The 16,600-nt window shown below is 69.5% G+C and carries 15 protein-coding genes; 4 read left to right on the forward strand and 11 right to left on the reverse strand.

Going from position 1 to position 16,600, the window contains the following annotated elements; genetic code table 11:
* Window positions 1-120 precede the first annotated feature (120 nt).
* Window positions 121-312, forward strand: coding sequence for an antitoxin (locus tag ACWIGI_RS07280; RefSeq protein WP_454201492.1), 192 nt, complete (start codon window positions 121-123; stop codon window positions 310-312).
* A 14-nt stretch (window positions 313-326) separates the two neighbouring features.
* Here ACWIGI_RS07280 and ACWIGI_RS07285 read toward each other — a convergent pair whose 3' ends face one another.
* The 4 genes from ACWIGI_RS07285 to ACWIGI_RS07300 all read right to left on the reverse strand — a co-directional run bounded on the left by ACWIGI_RS07285 (window position 327) and on the right by ACWIGI_RS07300 (window position 5,858).
* Window positions 327-2,870: a protein kinase domain-containing protein gene (locus ACWIGI_RS07285; protein ID WP_454201493.1), complete on the reverse strand. Its 2,544-nt coding sequence runs from the start codon at window positions 2,868-2,870 to the stop codon at window positions 327-329.
* A gap of 247 nt (window positions 2,871-3,117) precedes the next feature.
* Window positions 3,118-3,405: a hypothetical protein gene (locus ACWIGI_RS07290; RefSeq protein ID WP_454201494.1), complete on the reverse strand. Its 288-nt coding sequence runs from the start codon at window positions 3,403-3,405 to the stop codon at window positions 3,118-3,120.
* Between the two features lie 132 nt (window positions 3,406-3,537).
* Window positions 3,538-4,722 carry an AI-2E family transporter gene (locus ACWIGI_RS07295; RefSeq protein ID WP_454201495.1) on the reverse strand — a complete coding sequence of 395 codons (1,185 nt, stop codon included), beginning with the start codon at window positions 4,720-4,722 and terminating at the stop codon, window positions 3,538-3,540.
* A gap of 83 nt (window positions 4,723-4,805) precedes the next feature.
* A complete protein-coding gene (locus ACWIGI_RS07300; RefSeq protein ID WP_454201496.1) occupies window positions 4,806-5,858 on the reverse strand; it encodes an NAD(P)-dependent alcohol dehydrogenase in 1,053 nt (350 codons plus the stop codon).
* Window positions 5,859-5,965: 107 nt separating this feature from the next.
* Between ACWIGI_RS07300 and ACWIGI_RS07305 the strand changes: the two genes are divergently transcribed.
* Window positions 5,966-6,700, forward strand: a complete 735-nt coding sequence (locus ACWIGI_RS07305) for a ZIP family metal transporter (protein WP_454201497.1) — start codon at window positions 5,966-5,968, stop codon at window positions 6,698-6,700.
* Window positions 6,701-6,866: 166 nt separating this feature from the next.
* Window positions 6,867-7,988, forward strand: coding sequence for a S1C family serine protease (locus ACWIGI_RS07310; RefSeq protein ID WP_454201498.1), 1,122 nt, complete (start codon window positions 6,867-6,869; stop codon window positions 7,986-7,988).
* A 22-nt stretch (window positions 7,989-8,010) separates the two neighbouring features.
* Here ACWIGI_RS07310 and ACWIGI_RS07315 read toward each other — a convergent pair whose 3' ends face one another.
* The 4 genes from ACWIGI_RS07315 to ACWIGI_RS07330 form a co-directional block, all read right to left on the reverse strand.
* Window positions 8,011-8,583, reverse strand: a complete 573-nt coding sequence (locus tag ACWIGI_RS07315; protein WP_454201499.1) for a vitamin K epoxide reductase family protein — start codon at window positions 8,581-8,583, stop codon at window positions 8,011-8,013.
* Window positions 8,583-9,332: a DsbA family protein gene (locus ACWIGI_RS07320; RefSeq protein WP_454201500.1), complete on the reverse strand. Its 750-nt coding sequence runs from the start codon at window positions 9,330-9,332 to the stop codon at window positions 8,583-8,585. Before ACWIGI_RS07320 ends, ACWIGI_RS07315 begins: the two co-directional genes overlap by 1 nt.
* A 137-nt stretch (window positions 9,333-9,469) precedes the next feature.
* Window positions 9,470-10,321, reverse strand: a complete 852-nt coding sequence (locus tag ACWIGI_RS07325; RefSeq protein ID WP_454201501.1) for a polyphosphate kinase 2 family protein — start codon at window positions 10,319-10,321, stop codon at window positions 9,470-9,472.
* A gap of 48 nt (window positions 10,322-10,369) precedes the next feature.
* Window positions 10,370-11,047, reverse strand: coding sequence for an ESX secretion-associated protein EspG (locus ACWIGI_RS07330; RefSeq protein ID WP_454201502.1), 678 nt, complete (start codon window positions 11,045-11,047; stop codon window positions 10,370-10,372).
* Between the two features lie 298 nt (window positions 11,048-11,345).
* Here ACWIGI_RS07330 and ACWIGI_RS07335 point away from each other — a divergent pair, with 298 nt between their 5' ends.
* Window positions 11,346-12,845 carry a hypothetical protein gene (locus tag ACWIGI_RS07335; RefSeq protein WP_454201503.1) on the forward strand — a complete coding sequence of 500 codons (1,500 nt, stop codon included), beginning with the start codon at window positions 11,346-11,348 and terminating at the stop codon, window positions 12,843-12,845.
* A 61-nt stretch (window positions 12,846-12,906) separates the two neighbouring features.
* Here ACWIGI_RS07335 and ACWIGI_RS07340 read toward each other — a convergent pair whose 3' ends face one another.
* The 3 genes from ACWIGI_RS07340 to ACWIGI_RS07350 all read right to left on the reverse strand — a co-directional run bounded on the left by ACWIGI_RS07340 (window position 12,907) and on the right by ACWIGI_RS07350 (window position 16,564).
* Window positions 12,907-14,148, reverse strand: coding sequence for a saccharopine dehydrogenase family protein (locus ACWIGI_RS07340; protein WP_454201504.1), 1,242 nt, complete (start codon window positions 14,146-14,148; stop codon window positions 12,907-12,909).
* A 22-nt stretch (window positions 14,149-14,170) separates the two neighbouring features.
* Window positions 14,171-15,604 carry an ABC1 kinase family protein gene (locus tag ACWIGI_RS07345; RefSeq protein WP_454201505.1) on the reverse strand — a complete coding sequence of 478 codons (1,434 nt, stop codon included), beginning with the start codon at window positions 15,602-15,604 and terminating at the stop codon, window positions 14,171-14,173.
* Between the two features lie 207 nt (window positions 15,605-15,811).
* A complete protein-coding gene (locus ACWIGI_RS07350; protein ID WP_454201826.1) occupies window positions 15,812-16,564 on the reverse strand; it encodes a TetR/AcrR family transcriptional regulator in 753 nt (250 codons plus the stop codon).
* Window positions 16,565-16,600 lie beyond the last annotated feature (36 nt).

A 16,600-nucleotide genomic window follows, 5' to 3' on the forward strand; every position in this document is an offset into this window, starting at 1 on the left:
CGGAAATCACCGGCGGTCGGCGGTTGCTTCGGGTGACGGTGGCGGTCGCCACTCTTCGGTCCGGAGCCGGATTTCCGCGGATAACCTGGGGCGGAATCGGTTTCGAGACGGGAGTGGGACGTGGCGTTGTTCGACAATCTGAAGGGTGCCGCGACCAAGGCGGCCAAGCTCGCCGGGCAGCACGCGGACAAGCTGGAGCCGCTGGTCGACAAGGTCGGGGACGCGGTCGACAAGCAGACCAAGGGGAAGTACGTCAGCCAGGTGAACGCCGCCCAGGCCGCCGCGAAGAAGGCGTTGCGCGACAAGCGCTGAGGCGGGTGCCGGCGTCAGCGGTGGTCGGCTACCCGCCAGAGGAGGACCGTGCTGTCGGCGCTGCCGGTCGCCAGGAGGGCGCCGTCGGGGGTGAAGGTCAGGGCGTGGACCGAGGCGGTGTGGCCGGTCAGGGGATTGCCCAGGGGGCGGCGGGACTTCAGGTCCCAGAGGCGGATCGTGCCGTCTCGGCTGCCGCTCGCCAGGAGGGTGCCGTCGGGGGCGAAGGCTATCGCCAGGACCGGTTCGGCGTGGCCGCTCAGGGGGTCGCCGGCCAGTTGGCGGGAGGTGAAGTCCCACAGGCGGATCGCCACGTCGTCGCCCGCGGTGGCCAGGAGGGCGCCGTCGGGGGAGCAGGCCAGGGTTCGGATCGAACCGTTGTGGCCGGTCAGGGGATCTCGGGAGAGGGCGCCGGTGCCTATCGTCCAGAAGCGGGCGGTGCCGTCGGCGCTGCCGGTCGCGATCAGGCGGCCCGCGGGGTGGAAGGCCAGGGCGCGAACGGATCCGGTGTGGCCGGTGAGGGGGGCTCCTACCGGCTGGCGGGTGTTGACCGCCCAGATCTGGGCGGTGCCGTCGTCGCCGCCGGTGGCCATGAGGGTGCCGCCGGGGTGGAAGGCCACGCCACGCAGGGCGTTCGTGTGACCGGTCAGCGCGCCGCCGATCGGCTGACGGGTGTTCGCGTTCCACAGTCGCGCCGAGCCGTCCTCGCTGCCGGTGAGCAGCTGTGAGCCGTCGGGACTGAACGCCACCCCGCGAATCGAATTGCTGTGCCCGGTCAGCGGATTGACGCTCTGCTGCCGCGTCGCGACGTCCAGCAGCCGGGTCGAGTTGTCCTTGCACCCCACCGCGAGCGTCGACCCGTTCGGGTTGAAGGCCAGCGCCAGCACCTGCGACGGCAGCGCGAGCCGCTCCGGCTCACCCACCCCGACCGGGTTGGCCCCGGTCGGCACGGGATCCGAACTCCGCGAACCGAATACGGTGTACCCCGCCGCCACGGCGGCCGCGCCGACCGCTACACCCACCCCGCCCAACAGGGCCTGCCTCCGGGTGAGCACTCCGCGGGGACCTGCCGCCGCACCATCCGGTCCGCCACCACCGTGTCCGCGGTCTCCCGGTGCCTGGTCGCCCCGAACCGCGTCCCCGCCGGGATTAGCGCCGGAATGCGCGCCGCCGTCCGCGGGGCCGGCTCCCGGCAACGCGCCCGCCTTGTCGGCGGCGCCTTCGCCTACTCCGGAGGTGAAATTCCGGGGCGAGTCTCCGAAGTGCGTGTGGCCGCTCGGTGTCGAGGCGCGCGAGACATGTGGGGCCGCGTCGGTGGCACGGCCCGACAGGCGCCGTTGCCCGGTATCGCGGGCGGTGTCGCCCTCGGTGTGATCGGGATGCGGGTGTAATTCGGAGGCCGTTCCGGTGGGGGAGTTTTCTCGCCGGTTGTATCCGGTGGTCGATTCATTTTCTCCCGCAGCGAAATTCGTCGGATTGTCGGTGATTCCCGAATCTTCTCCGACGTAGGGGCGCGTGACGCCGCCCGTGTTGTGGGTGGTGTGGTCCGGCTGCTGTCGCGAGAAGTCCTCGGCCGCTGCAGAACTCGTGAGTGTGCCCGCGGCGGCGGCGGAACTCGTGGGCGTGCCCGGCGCGGCGGCGGTCTCGGCATCCTCGCCGAGCCAGACCCGGTGGGGTGTGGCGGGGGTGTGGTCGGGGAGGTAGCGGCCGACCACCGTCTCGCCGGAGCGGTCCACAGCCTCGCGGGCCGCGGCGGCGAAGGACTCGCAGTCGGGGTAGCGGTCGCGGGGGTCCTTCGCCAGGGCCCGGGCCAGCACGAGATCCAGGCCGGCGGGCAGCCCGGGGTCGGCGGCAGTGGGGCGGGGGAGCGGTGCGTGCAGGTGCGCGGCTATCACCGCGGCGTCGTCCGAACGGGGAAACGGGGGTTCGCCGGTCAGGAGTTTGAAGAGGGTGCAACCGAGCGAGTAGAGGTCGGCCCGATGGTCGACGGGGCCGCCGCCGAAACGTTCGGGCGCGGTGTACGCCAGGGTGGCGCTCACGCGGGACCCCGTCTCGGAATCCTCCACGCTGCGGGCGATTCCGAAGTCGGTGACCATGGTGCGCTCGAACGCGCCCGAATCGCGTTCCACCAGCAGGTTGGCCGGTTTCACATCGCGGTGCAGGACGCCGTGCCGGTGCGCGTGATCCAGCGCGCGGCCCGCGTCGCCGATCATGCGCACGGCGCGCTCGGGGGTGACGCGGCCGCCCGCGTGGGCGAGCACCGCCGCCGCGTCGCCGCCCTCGACGAACTTCATGGAGATCCAGAGGACGTCGTCCTCGGGCGAATTGCGATCGTAGATGGGGACGATGTTGGGGTGATCCAGGGCGGTGATGAGCGCCGCCTCGCGCTCGAAGCGCGCACGGGCCTTCGCGTCGTGCGCGAAGGCGTCGTTGAGCACCTTGAGCGCCACCGACCGTTGCAGGCGCGGATGGCGGGCCAGGTAGACCACGCCCATTCCGCCCGCCCCCAACGGCCTTTCGATGGTGTAGCCCGCGAACATCGCACCGGGTCGCAATCGCATCCGGCACCCACCTCCCCGTACTCCCGCGCGGCACCGTGAGGCAACAGTACGCCGCGGTTCGCGTCCAGGTCACGCGGTTCGTGACGGGTGACGCCGGGCGTCCGAGCGGGACCACGACGCGCTCGCGACCCGGTTTCGCGGGGTGCCGCGCGGCGGCGCACCGTCGGCTCGAAAGGTGTTACGAGGGAACGCCGCCGTCGGTTCGACGGGGTGCCGAAAGGAACGGTGCGGCCGCTGCGTGTGCGATCTACCAGCCGCGACCGCCGTTGCCGCCGTTGCCATTTCCGCCCCCGCGATTGTCGTGCCCGCCACCGTTGTGCTCGCGCTGCCAGCGATCCTTGTAGTGGCTCCAGCAGTAGTCCCAGTCCCAGCCGCGGCTGTTGCGGTCGCAGTACCACTCGTAGCCGCGGTCGTTGCTCGCGCTCGCGATGCCGCCCGGCCGATCGGGCGCGGCGGTGGCGACGCCCGCGCCGACCGGAAGGATGAACAGGGCCGCGGCCGCCGCGGAGGCGATGCGCTTGGCGATGAGGTTCATGGGGATCTGCTCCTGTTGCGGTGTCCCGGGAGGTGTTTCCCGTTGACAGCAATGGTGCGGATCGGCGGCGATAATCTCTGTCCGCGGATAGACACTGGAAGTGTGTCCGCGCCGACACTCGCCGGCCCGGCGTCACTCCTCGGGCGTGGGTTCGGGTTTGGCCGGAGCGATGCGCTCCCGCAGCGACTTCCGTTTCCGCCGCGGCTTTTTCGGCTCCGCCGGCGCCTCGACGTCGTACCGCCGGATATACGCGCCGATGAACGCCTGCCCGGTCGCCGTCACGGGTATGGCCAGCAGCGCCCCCGTCGCCCCGAACAGCGCCGCCCCGCCCAGCACCGCCCCGAAGGCCACCGCCGGGTGCATGTCGAGGGTGGTCGCGGTGATGCGCGGCTGCAGCACATAGTTCTCGAACTGCTGGTAGAGCACGATGAACCCGAGAATCCACAGCGCGGTGCGCGGTTCCTGCGCCAGCGCCACGATCACCGGCAGCGCACCCGCGAGATAGGTGCCCACGGTCGGAATGAACTGCGAGACGACCCCGACCCACAGCGCCAGCGCGAACGCCGACGGAATGCCGAGCACCCGCATGGCCGCGTAGTGCGCCAGCGTCGAGCACAGCGCGAGCAGCGCCCGCGAATACAGGTAGCCACCGGTTTTCTCGACCGCGATGTCCCAGGCCCGCAGCACGTGCTTCTGCCGATTCGGGGTGAGCACCGAACACACCGCGTTCCGGAACCGCGGCCCGTCGGCGGCGAAGTAGTAGGTGAACAGCAGCACGCCCAGGGATTGGAACAGCACCCCGAGGGCCGTGGTGCCGATGCCCCACACGTCACCGGCCAGCCCGAGGAAATACGACTCCAGCGAGGAACTCGCCTCGGTGGCCCACCGGGTGATGTCGTCGCCCGAAAGATCCTGATTGAAGGTGGAATTCACCCAATCCACCAGATTCTGGGCGTACTGCGGCGCGTTCTCCACCAGCGCGCTGACCTGATCGACCACGAGTTCGCCCATGGTCCAGACGAATCCGACCAGCACCACCAGCACCGACACGAAGACCAGCCCCGTGGCCGGCGCCCGCTTCCAGCCGCGCGCGGCCAGCCAATTCACCGCCGGCTCGATGGCGAACGCCAGGAACAGCGACACCACCAGCACCGTGATCAGGCCCTGCAACTTCTGCAGCGCCCAGAAGCTGACCACGACCCCGGCCACGATGGCCGCCGCCAGCAGATACGCCCGCGGCAGCCACGGCGGGATCATGGTCGAGACATCACGCCGGTCCGATGTGTCGTCCGGCCGGTCATCCTGTTCCTCGGACACACCCGCAAAGGTAACCGCGCCGGGCGGATCGCGGTGGGAGCGGCGTGTTCTCGCGCGCCCCGGCCGCGCGTACCCGGTGTTCGCTACATGGTCGCCGCGTCGATCACGAAGCGGTACCGCACGTCACTGGCCACGACCCGCTCGTACGCCTCGTCGATGCGATCGGCCGAGATGACCTCGATCTCCGCGCCGATGCCGTGCTCGGCGCAGAAGTTCAGCATCTCCTGGGTCTGCGCGATGCCGCCGATCATGGATCCGGCCAGCGACCGCCGGTACCCGGCGATGGTGAAAGGCTTGACCGCCAGCGGGTTCTCGGGCAGGCCCAGGATCACCAGCGTGCCGTCCAGCGCCAGCAGCTTGAGGTAGTTGTCGATGGGCAGATCGGCCGACACCGTGTTCAGGATCAGGTCGAAGCGCCCGCGCAGCCCGCGGAAGGTCTCGCGTTCACTCGTCGCGTAGTAGTGATGCGCACCGAACTTCTTGCCGTCCTCCTGCTTGCTCAGCGAGTGCGAGAGCACGGTCACCTCCGCGCCCATGGCCGCGGCGATCTTCACACCCACGTGCCCGAGCCCGCCCATCCCGATGATGGCGACCCGCTTGCCCGGGCCCGCGTTCCAGTGCCGCAGCGGCGAGAACAGCGTGACGCCCGCGCACAGCAGCGGCGCGGCGACATCGAGCCCGATGCCCTCCGGGATGCCGACGACGAAGCTCTCGGTCACCACGATCTGCGTGGAATACCCGCCCATGGTGTAGCCGCCGGGCTGGATCTCGGGCGCGACCCCGGTGTTGTAGGTCATGGTCGCGCCGGGGATGCAGTACTGCTCCTCACCGGCCAGGCACGGTTCGCACTTCCCGCAGGAATCGACCATGCAACCCACGCCGACCCGATCGCCCACCTGATATTTGGTGACCGCCGACCCGACCCCGGCGACCAGCCCGGCGATCTCGTGACCGGGCACGCACGGGTACCGCGCACCACCCCATTCGTCACGGGCGGTGTGGATGTCGGAGTGGCAGATGCCCGCGAACTTCACGTCGATCAGGACATCGTGGGGTCCGAGCTCGCGGCGTTCGATGGTCAGCTTCTCGAATCGGCCATCGGGGGCGGAGACGGCGTAGGCGGCAGCGGTGCTCATGGATACATGCCTACCTGTGCACGCCGTCAATCACCAGGATTCGTCCGGAATGTCCTATCCGGCGCGGCGCGGACCGAGAGCCGACGGCTATCGCCCATGCTGGGCGAATGGCGATTCTGCTGTCCCTGGTGTCGATGCTCTCGACCTTCCTCGGCGGGCTCGCGGCCGACCGCATCGGGGAGCGCAAACGCCTCGTCCTCGGCCTGGCCGCCGGGGTCATGCTCGGCGTCGTCGCCTTCGACCTGCTGCCCGAAGCCCTGGAACAGGACACCCGCGAGGCCCTCGGCATCCCGGTGCCGCTGCTGGCCGCGGTGGTCGGCTTCTTCACCGTGCACATCCTGGAACAGGCCGTCGCGCTGCACACCGGGCACGAGGACGAATTCGGCGCGCACCACCACGATTTCGCCTCGGTCGGCCTGGTCGCCGCCGGCGGGCTGGTGTTCCACAGCTTCCTCGACGGCTTCAGCATCGGCATCGGATTCCAGGCCGGCGCCGCGGTGGGCGCGGCCGTCGCGCTCGCGGTCATCTGCCACGACTTCGCCGACGGCTTCAACACCTTCACCCTCACCACGCTGTACGGCAATGCCCGCCGGCGCGGCTACTACATGCTCGCCGCCGACGCGATCGCCCCCGTGCTGGGCGCGATCGTCGGCACCTTCGTGCGCGTCCCGGCCGAGTTCGTGGGCATGTACCTGGGCTACTTCGCGGGCTTCCTGCTCTACCTCGCCACCGCCGACATCCTGCCGGAGGCGCACGCGGGCAAGCCGTCCAAGGCCCCGCTGCTGTGCACCCTGGCCGGGGTGGGGTTCATGCTCGCGGTGGCGGCCGTCGGCCACGGCTAGCGCGGCACCCGGGTCCCGGACCTGCGACGGCGGACCGGAACGGCGCCGCGGAACGATCATTGCAACGCGCTCCGACCCCGGAACTGGTACACCAGAAGGTGCATGAAAAGCCCACGGCCGCGGGGCCGGGTGCCCAAGGCAGTCGGGAGCGGGAATGTACGACGACATGTCTCGAACCGGCGCGCCGGGCCCCCATCCCGCCCGGGGCCCCGGCGAAGGCGGCGGCCGCGCCCTCGCGCTGCTGCTGGCGGCCATCCTGGGCTTCACCGCGTTCCTCGGCTACAACGGCGGATTCACGCACTGGCCGCTGCGCGCGGACTCCGTCACGGCCACCCTGCTCGGCCCGCCGCTGCCGCCCCTGGACGCCGAACACGTCTCGAACATCGTCGAACCGGCCCTGGTGAACATCACCGCCGGCCTGCGCCCGTACGGGCTCGGCGCGGCCGGATCCGGCATCGTGCTCACCGCCGAGGGACAGGTGCTCACCAGCCACCACGTCATCAAGGGCGCCGACACGGTGACCGTCGCCGACATCGGCAACGGCGCCGTGTACCCGGCCGTGGTGCTCGGCTACGACTCCGGGTCCGATATCGCGCTCCTCGAATTGTCCGGTGCGAGCGGGCTTCCCGTGGCCCGGGTCGGCAGTTCGGCCGGGGTGCGCGTCGGGGACGAACTGCTCGCCATCGGCAACGCGGGCGGCACCGGCTCGCCCACCGCGGTCGGCGGTCCCGTCACCGGTCTGGACAGTGCCATCGTGGCCCGCAATTCGGCGGATCTGTCCCGGAAGTCGTTGCACGGCTTGATCGAAGTGGCCGCCGAGGTCAGTGCCGGGCAGTCCGGCGGCGCGCTCGTGGACCGGCACGGCGCGGTGGTCGGGGTGGTCACCGCCGCCTCCGGGGAGGTACGCAAGGCGCTCGGGCAGGCCAACGGCTACGCGGTCCCGATCGACGCGGCCATGGCGATCGTGCGCCAGATCCGTTCCGGCACACCGACGGACACCGTGCACATCGGGCCCACCGCGACCCTCGGGATCATCACCTCCGATGCCCGCGGGACGGCCGGGGCGCAGATCGACGTCGCCGTCTACGGTCTGCCCGCCTACGCGGCCGGACTCACCGAGGGGGAGATCATCACCGCCGTCGACGGGCAGCCGGTGGGTGGTACCCGGGACCTCAAGGCCGCGCTGAACCTGCGCAAACCCGAGGACACCGTCCGGCTCGACCTCGTCGCACCCGGGGGCGGAACCCGGACGGTGAGCGTGAAACTCACCGCCGGACCGCCGAATTGAGCAGGACTGGAACAGGATCGGGCTAGCTGGAGAACAGATCCCGCCAGTGGTCCTGGAATTGGATGTACACGATGAGGATCACCACCGCGTAGTAGATGGCAGCCACGGTCCAACGCCACTCGACCACGACCTGCAGCACACCGCGGGCCTTACCCCAGATCTGCCCGGTCACGATGACCAGCAGCATCGGCGTCACCGCCCACACGACCATGCACCACGGGCACAGCGCGCGAATCTCGAACACCGCCGAATAGATGAGCCAGCAGATGAAGCCCATGCCGGCCAGCAGCCCGGTCCACAGCCCGCCCCAGATCCAGCGCGGGAAGCCGATGCCGGCCACCGCCAGCACGCCCAGGGTGACCACCACCGAGAAGCCGACGACGCCGATGATCGGATTCGGGAAACCGAACGCCGCGGCCTGCTCCGACTGCATGACCGCGGTGCAGGCCACCACCTGATCGATGTTGCAGGAGGGGACGTAGGTCGAATCGGTGAACAGCTTGAACTTCTCGACCAGCAGCGTCACCGACGCACCCCAGCCGATCAGCCCGCCCAGCAGCAGCGGCCAGGCGGACCGGGGTGGAGCCGTGATCATCACTTGGCCGCGGCCTCTATCTCCGACTTCAGCGACTGCGGATTCACCTTCTTGCCGTTCACGTACACGGTCGGGGTGGATTCCAGGCCGGTGTCGAAGACGGCCTTGGTCTCGTCCTTGACGTACGAGATGTACTTGCCGTCCTTGATGCCCTGCGCCACAGCGGGATCGGTGTATCCGGCCTCGGTCGCGATGGCGATGAGCTGGTCGTCGGTCATGCCGTTCGCGCCCTCCGCGGGCTGCTTGGCGAACATGAGCTCGAGCCACTTCTGGAACTTGGCCGTATCGGAGGCGGCGACCACGTAGGCGGCGTTCGCGGCGCGGGTGGAGTACTGGTTGCCCTGCGAGGCGCGATCCAGGAACGAGATGATGCTGTACTCGATCCGGGCGTCACCGCCGGCCAGCGCGTCGTCGAGCACGCTCCCGTTGGCCTGCTCGAAACCCTTGCAGGCGGGGCACTGCAGATCGGCCACGATCTGGATCTTCGCCTTGGCATCGGGGTTTCCGATCCGGATCGCGCCGCCCTCGGTGACATTCGGCGGCACCGCGCCCGCGGCGGCGTCGTGGGTGACCACGGGATTGAAATCCGAGCCGTCCTTGGAATCGCGCATGGCCAGGCCGATGCCGATGGCGGCGACCAGGCCGACCAGCACCGCGGCGACGCCGACCTGGATCATGATCTTGCGATTGCGCTCGGACCGCTGCGCATCGGCGAGCGGATTCTTACGATCAGCCGGTTTCTTGCTCACCTGTGCCCTCACACGCCTTCCATAGTCACGACTCTGCGGGCCCATCTTCGCCCGCAAACCTGAGAGATTCCTGGTGAAGCCGGGCGGGCCTCGGAAAAGGGCCGTTCCGCGGGAGAAAAATCACTCGGGGCGGGCGCTCACGCCTTCGCGAGCAGGCGCTTCTGCTCCTCGATGTCGAAGGTCGCCGGCGGCCACTCCAGCTTCAGGCCCTGCAGCGCGTCGATGAGCAACTCGGTGACCGCGAGCCGGGCGTACCACTTGTGATCACACGGAAGTACGTGCCACGGCGCGTAATCGGTGTCGGTGCGATCCAGCATCGCCTGGTACGCCTCCTGGTACTGCGGCCAGTAGCCGCGCTCGGTGACGTCGTTGACGCTGTACTTCCAGTACTTGTCGGGCCGTTCGAGCCGCTGCATGAGCCGCTTCTTCTGCTCGTCCAGCGAGACGAACATGGCGACCTTGACGATGACGGTGCCGTCGTCGACGAGCTTGCGCTCGAACTTGTTGATCTCGTCGTAGCGCTTGCCCCACACGTCCGGCGGCACCAGATCGTGCACCCGCACCACCAGCACGTCCTCGTAGTGCGAGCGATCGAAGACGCCGATGCGGCCGCCGCGGGGCAGCTGCTTGCGGATCCGCCACAGGAAGTGATGCTTCTTCTCCTCGGGCGTCGGCACCCCGAAGGCGGCCAGCTGCACGCCCTGCGGATCGACCGAGCCGATCACGTGCCGAACGATGCCGCCCTTGCCCGCGGTGTCCATGCCCTGCAGCACCAGCAGCACGCTGCGCGTCTCGCCGTGCCTGCCGTTGGCGTACAGGCGTTCCTGCAGGTCGGACAGCACCGCGGTGCGCTCGGCGAGCAGCTGCTCCCCGGCCTTCTTGTCGCCCTTGAAGCCCGGTGTCGCGGCCGTCTGAATCTCGCTGACTCGCACACCGGCCGCGCGCAGCGCCTTGCTGACCGGTTTAGCCCAGGATGTCGCCTTCGCCATCCCTCATGCGTAACACGCGACGCGGGTTCGTGTCGGCAACGCGCCGAATCAAACCCGGGCCAGCCGTCCCAGGTGCTCGGCGAGTTCTTCATCCGAGATGGGGGTCAGCGTCAGATCGGTGGCGGTGGTCAGCAGATAGCGGCCGTCGCCGGAGAAGTCGAGCCAGGTGCGATGTTTGGTGGGCGGGGAGAACGGATTCGCGGGTTCCACCGAGACGGTGATGAACCCGCGCCCGTCCACCGGCTCCCGGAGTTTGCGGCGGAAGTCGTCGCCGCCCACGTCGCTCGGGGCCGACCCGTCGGGGCGCAGCACCGCGTTCTGCGGTTCGCGCATCGTGGCCAGGGTGCCGGGCGGGGCCGAGCCGATGATCTCCACCAGCTCCCGGCCCAGTTGATCGGCCGGGCAGATCTGCACCGACACCGCGTCCGGCAGGGCGACCAGGATGCCCGCGCGCTGCTGTGCGACCGCGGCGAAGGCGAGTATGCGGCGCGGGTCGGGGCCGCCGGTGCGTTCGCCGTACAGGGTGACGGTGGTGTGGTCGGTGCGCGCGCAGAGCATGAGCGCGGCGGTCAGCTCCGGATCGGTGCGGTGCAGGTACTGGTGTCGCAAACGCGGTGCGGCGGTGGGATTCTCGGCACGGGCGGGCAGGGTGTCGAGCGGGTACGGGCGGCGCTCCAGATGGGTTTCACGGGTCCAGACCAGCGCGAATTCGTCCGGGGTCAGCATCCATTTCACCGTGGCCTGCCCCCGGTGGCGGCGAGGCCGAGCGAGTCTGACCCGATGTCCTGAGCGGACATATCGGGCGTCCCCCTTTCTGCGGTCCGACCCTCCGTCCCGTTGGCGACCTTACCGGAGGGTCAGGGTGGGTGTGAGCCCTCGTGTAAGGGGGCTTACTGTGACGTACGGCACGGTAGGGCCCGGCCCCGCGGTGTGCGATCATCCGATACCGGTCGATCGATCAGTTCGCGCGAACGCACCCCTGAGGTGCGGCGCGCCGCAGGCGCAACCCCGGAGGTACGGACCGATGCTCGGAGCCAGGAACATGGCGGCGATCGCGCTCGCCTGCGGCGCGGCGCTGATCGGACCGCTCGGCGTCCCCGGAATCGGCACGGCCGCACCGATTCCCAGCGTGCCCGGCGGCGCACCGGAATTCCTGGGCGCACCCGCCACGCCCCGCCCGGTCGACGGGGTGCCGCCGGTGCCGCGCCACCCCGGGCTCGCGGCCACCGGCGACTCCGGCATCCACAACGACGGCTGGATGAGCGACACCTACACCCGTTCCGGCCCGCTCGGGCACGACACCCGGGTGGACTCGCTCCTGCTCGGCAGCGAATGCGGATCGCTCGCCTTCGACCGCGCCGGCCGCATCGTCGCCACCTGCCCGGGCCTGAATCCCGGTGTCTACCTGATCGATCCCGCCGGCATGCGGGTCCTGGGCCGGTACCCCCTGCCCGGGCGCGAACCCGGGGCCCTGCTGCGCCCGGGCGCCTTCACCAACTTCGGTGGCGGGGCCTACTTCTACCTCGACGATCGGGACCGCGCCATCGTCGGCGCGGCCACCGGGCACGTCCTGGTGCTGGCCCAGAACGCCACCGCCGACGGCTTCGTTCTCGAACACGACTACGACCTCACCGGCGTGCTGCGGCCCGGCGAGCAACTGAACTCGGTGCTGCCGGACTCCGCGGGCAGGCTGTGGTTCGTCGCCAAGAGCAACGGCGTGGTCGGCACCATCGACCCGGAAACCGGTGCGATACAGGTGATCCGGCTGGGCGACGGCGCCGAGGGGCAGATCCAGAACTCCTTCGCCGTCGGCTCCGACGGCGACGTGTACATCGCCACCAATCGCGAAATGCTGCGCCTGGACGCCGGACCCGGCGGCGCGCCCGAGGTCACCTGGCGGGTCACCTACGCCAACAGCGGACAGCACAAGCCCGGCCAGATCGACGACGGCACCGGCACCACGCCGACCATCCTGCCCGGCGGATACGTGGCCATCACCGACAACGCCGACCCCATGAACGTGGTGGTGTACCGCACCGCGCGCGACGCCGCGCGGCGCGAGGTGTGCTCGGTGCCGGTGTTCGAGACCGGCGCGGGCAACACCGAGAATTCGCTGATCGGCGCGGGCAATTCGCTGATCGTGGAGAACAACTACGGCTACACCGGGCCGGAGGCCACCCTCGGCGGGCGCACCACTACGCCCGGCTTCGCCCGTATCGACATCGCCCCCGACGGGTCGGGCTGCGCGAAGGTGTGGACCAACACCACCGTCGCCGCCCCCAGCGTGGTGCCGAAACTGTCCCTGGCCAACGGCCTGATCTACACCTACACCAAGGGCTCCGAACCCACCGACCCGTGGTACTGGACCACCCTGGACTTCCACACCGGAAACCTGGTGTGGCAGCGGCACTCCGGCTCGGGGCCGCTCTACAACAACAACTACGCCGGGCTGGCGATCGGCCCCGACGGCGCGGCCTATCTCGGCACCCTCGGCGGCCTGATCTCCCTGCGCGACGGCAACTGAGCCGCCGCGACACGAATCGGCCGGGCGCGGACATCCGCCCCCGGCCGCATGCGATCGTGTGTCAGGCGGGCTGGACGTCGATCGTGATGTCGGCCTTGCGCAGGCGATCGGTCAGGGCGTCGCCCATCGCCGAGGCGGGGGTGAGGATGCCCGCGATCTCCGGCAGCGTGTCGAAGGCCAGTGCCAAACCGGACTGGCCCAGCATGACCGCGGTGGCCTGATAGCCGGGATCACCCTTGCCCGCGAAGGTGCACACGTACTTCGCGCCGGAGGTGGTGTTGGCGAAGGTGCGCATGGTGAACCACCCGTTGCGACGGGCCTGCTCGCTCGGACCGGTGCCGGGCTTGGGCACCAGGCGGTCGATCACCTTGCGGCCCACCGCGACCCGCGACAGCAGCGCGCCCGCCGCCATCGTGGCCACGATGCCGCCCGCCATACCGGCCGCCACCAGCGGGGCGGTCGCGGACGAGCCCGCGCTCATGACCTCGCGGTACCGGAAGTTCTTGCCGTACGGCCAGCCCAGCAGGCCGTTGCTGCGCCGCACCACCTTGGTGTTGTGCGCGCCCATGATGAAGGTGGCCACCCAGCCGCTCAGGCTCGGATCGATATTGGCCGCGCGCTCGAGCGCCTGATCGCTCTGGCGGCCCACATCGGGCTCCATCGCCTTGTCCGGGCTCAGCGAATACGGGTGCGACATGATCGCGCCCTTCTTCGGATCCGCGGCGATGGCCTCCATCATGGCGCGGCCCGAATCCACGGTGCCGCCGCTCATTCCGCCCTTGAGCCAGGCGACCAGGGTGACGTCGGTGAGCTCGCCGGTGGTGTCCGCGACGCTGCGCTTGTACAGCTGGTACACGCTCAGATCCGACGGAATCGAGTCGTAGCCACAGGAATTCACGATCTTGGCGCCGGTCTCGGCGGCCCGCTCGCCGTAGGCGTCGATGCACTCGCGGATGAATAGCGGCTCACCGGTGAGATCGGCGTAGTGCGTACCGTTCTCCGCGCACGCCCGCACCAGCGGCAGCCCGTAGCGCAGGTACGGGCCGACCGTGGTCACCACGACCTTCGTCCGCGCCGCGAGCGCGTCCAGGCTGGCCTGATCGGTCGAATCCGCCTGCACCAGCGGCCAATTCGCCGCCAGCGGCCCGAGCTCGGCCCGCACCGCCTCGAGCTTGGCGGTCGAGCGCCCGGCCAGCGCGATGCGCGCCCCGGCGGGCGCGGCGCCGATCAGGTACTCCGCGGTCAGCTTGCCGACGAAACCGGTCGCGCCGAACAGGACCAGGTCGAATTCTCTGTCTGCCATGATGTCTGCCGTCCTGGAGGGTTCACGCCTTGGCGGCGCGTTTGCGGGTGGTCTTCTTCTTGGGTGCGGTGGTGGGTTCGGGCGCGGGGCGGTTCGCGAGCCATTGCCGGTGTGCCTTACCGAGTTCGGTCACCGGCTCCTCGCCGTAGATCCACTCGCAGGACACACGATGCCAATTGCCCGTGGCGCCCAGCTGGCCCAGCATGCCGAAGGTCAGGAAGTCCGCGCGGCGCGAGAACAGGTGCTCCGGCGGCAGATTCTGCTGCTTCATCCCGGAGAACTCGCTGGCCCGCGGATCCACCGCGAGCACGAACGCGCCCGACGCCAGCTCGGGGGTGATGGTGATGTCCTCGTCCACCAGGCCCCACTCGCACGCCGCCAGCACGTACTCCAGGCATTCCTCCGCGGTGATCTCCTCCGGGGAATCGATGACGCCCCGCTGAATCATCAACTCGCGCAGGTCTTCCGCGCGATCCTCGGCCGCGGCGCGAATACAGGTGGCCTCGAACTCCACGTGTTCGGGATCCATCCGGTTGTAGAGCCCGAAATCCAGGAACGCGACCCGGCCGTCCGCGCCGAGCAGCAGATTGCCCGGATGCGGGTCACCGCAGAACTCGTTGAAGGTGAACAGCGATCCGACGTAGAAGCGGTAGATGATCTCGCCGATCCGATCGCGCTCGGCGTCCGGCAGCGCCCGGATCTCCTCGAACCCGCGCCCGGCGAAGTACTCGCTCACCAGCACCCGCTGCGTGGACAGCTCCGGCATGGTGTCCGGCACCACGATGAACGGGTGCCCGGCGTACAGGGCGGCGATCTGCTGCTGGGTCGTCGCCTCGGCCACGTAGTCGAGTTCGCTCTCCAGATTCAGGCGCAGCTCATCCAGCACGGCCGGGGTCACCCACGGCATCGCCGACTGCAGGATGCGCCGGAACATGGCCAGGTTCTTCAGGTCCGCGCGCACCGCGGCGTCGATCCCCGGGTACTGCACCTTCACCGCGACCGTGCGGCCGTCGTGCAGCTTCGCCCGGTACACCTGGCCGATCGAGGCGGCGGCGATCGGCTCGGGCTCGAACTCGGCGAACGCCTCCTCCAGGGTTTTGCCGAAATCCTCCTCGATGACCGCGCGCATCACCTCGAAGGACACCGTGGGCGCGCTGTCGCGCAGCACCGCCAGCCGGCGCTGGAAACGTTCGCGATGCTCCGGCGGCACCAGATCCAGATCGAGCACGGACAGCATCTGCCCGAGCTTCATGGCCACGCCCTTCATGGTGCCCAGCACCATGACCATCTGCTCGGTGGCCCGGATCATGGACTCCTCGGCCATGCGCTCGCGCACGGCCTCCGAGCGCCCGCGCATCGACCTGCGGGTCCGCTGGTTGCGTATGGCATTACCGGCGACGGCCATACCCAGCTTCGTCCCCCGCGCAAGCCTGGATGTGGGCAGCTCTTTCGCCATCAGTGACCCTCCATTGCCCCGGCGCCCCCATTGGCGACCGGCCCGCCTCTCCGCGACTTTAGCGCCCGGTTCGGGTGCCGTACACGGTCGGAACGCGTGCCTGCGGTCTGGCGCCGCACCGATTTCGGGGGTACCCCGGGAGTTACCCCCACCTTACGAGATCAGCCGTTACCTGGGCCTTCTGTCGCTGGTTCCATCGCGACGACCTCAGTTCTCGGCGCCCTCGATCTCACTCTTGTTCTCCGGATCTGGCAAGACGTGCTGGCGGGAGTTGAACCACTGCCGATCGCCGCCCGACCGCACCATGCCCTCGACGGCGCTCCACGCCATCATGGTCAGGTAGTCCAGCATCTCCTCGCTCGACATCGTGCGGTTGGTGATCCACCAGTCGGTGGCCAGCTGCACGCCGCCGACCAGGACGTAGGCCCACAGCATGGCGCCTTCGGTCTGGACGCCGCGGTCGAACGCCTTGTCGATGATGACCGCGGAGACGACCTGCGCGAACAGCTTCTCGAAGTCGGCCAGGGTCGAGGTGTCGGTGGAGGACCCGTTGCCCATGATGAAGCGGTAGACGTCGGTGTCCTCGTCGACCGTGTGCACGTAGGCGGCGAGGGTGTTGCGCACCAGCTGGTACTCGTCGAGGTCGTCGCTGATCGCGCCGTAGATGCGCGGCATGAGCGTGGTCTCGATGAACCGTTCCATGGTGGCGCGGGTCAGATCCTGTTTGTCGGAGAAGTACCGGTACAGGACGGTCTTGGAGACGCCTATCTCGGCGGCGATCTCGTCCATGCCCGCGTCGCCGCCGCGTTTGCGGATGGCCGCGAGCGTGCCGTCGACGAGTTCTTCCCGGCGGTCGATCTTGTGTTGCTGCCAGCGCCTTTTGCGGCCGTCCTCGCGCCCCGGCCGAGGGGAGGCGGCGTCGGTTCGGGTACCGGCGTCGACTGCTCTTTGGGTGGACAGCGTGACTCCCTGGTTCGCGGTGTGTGCTGGGCCTAT

The organism is Nocardia sp. NPDC055321 (genome assembly GCF_053645575.1).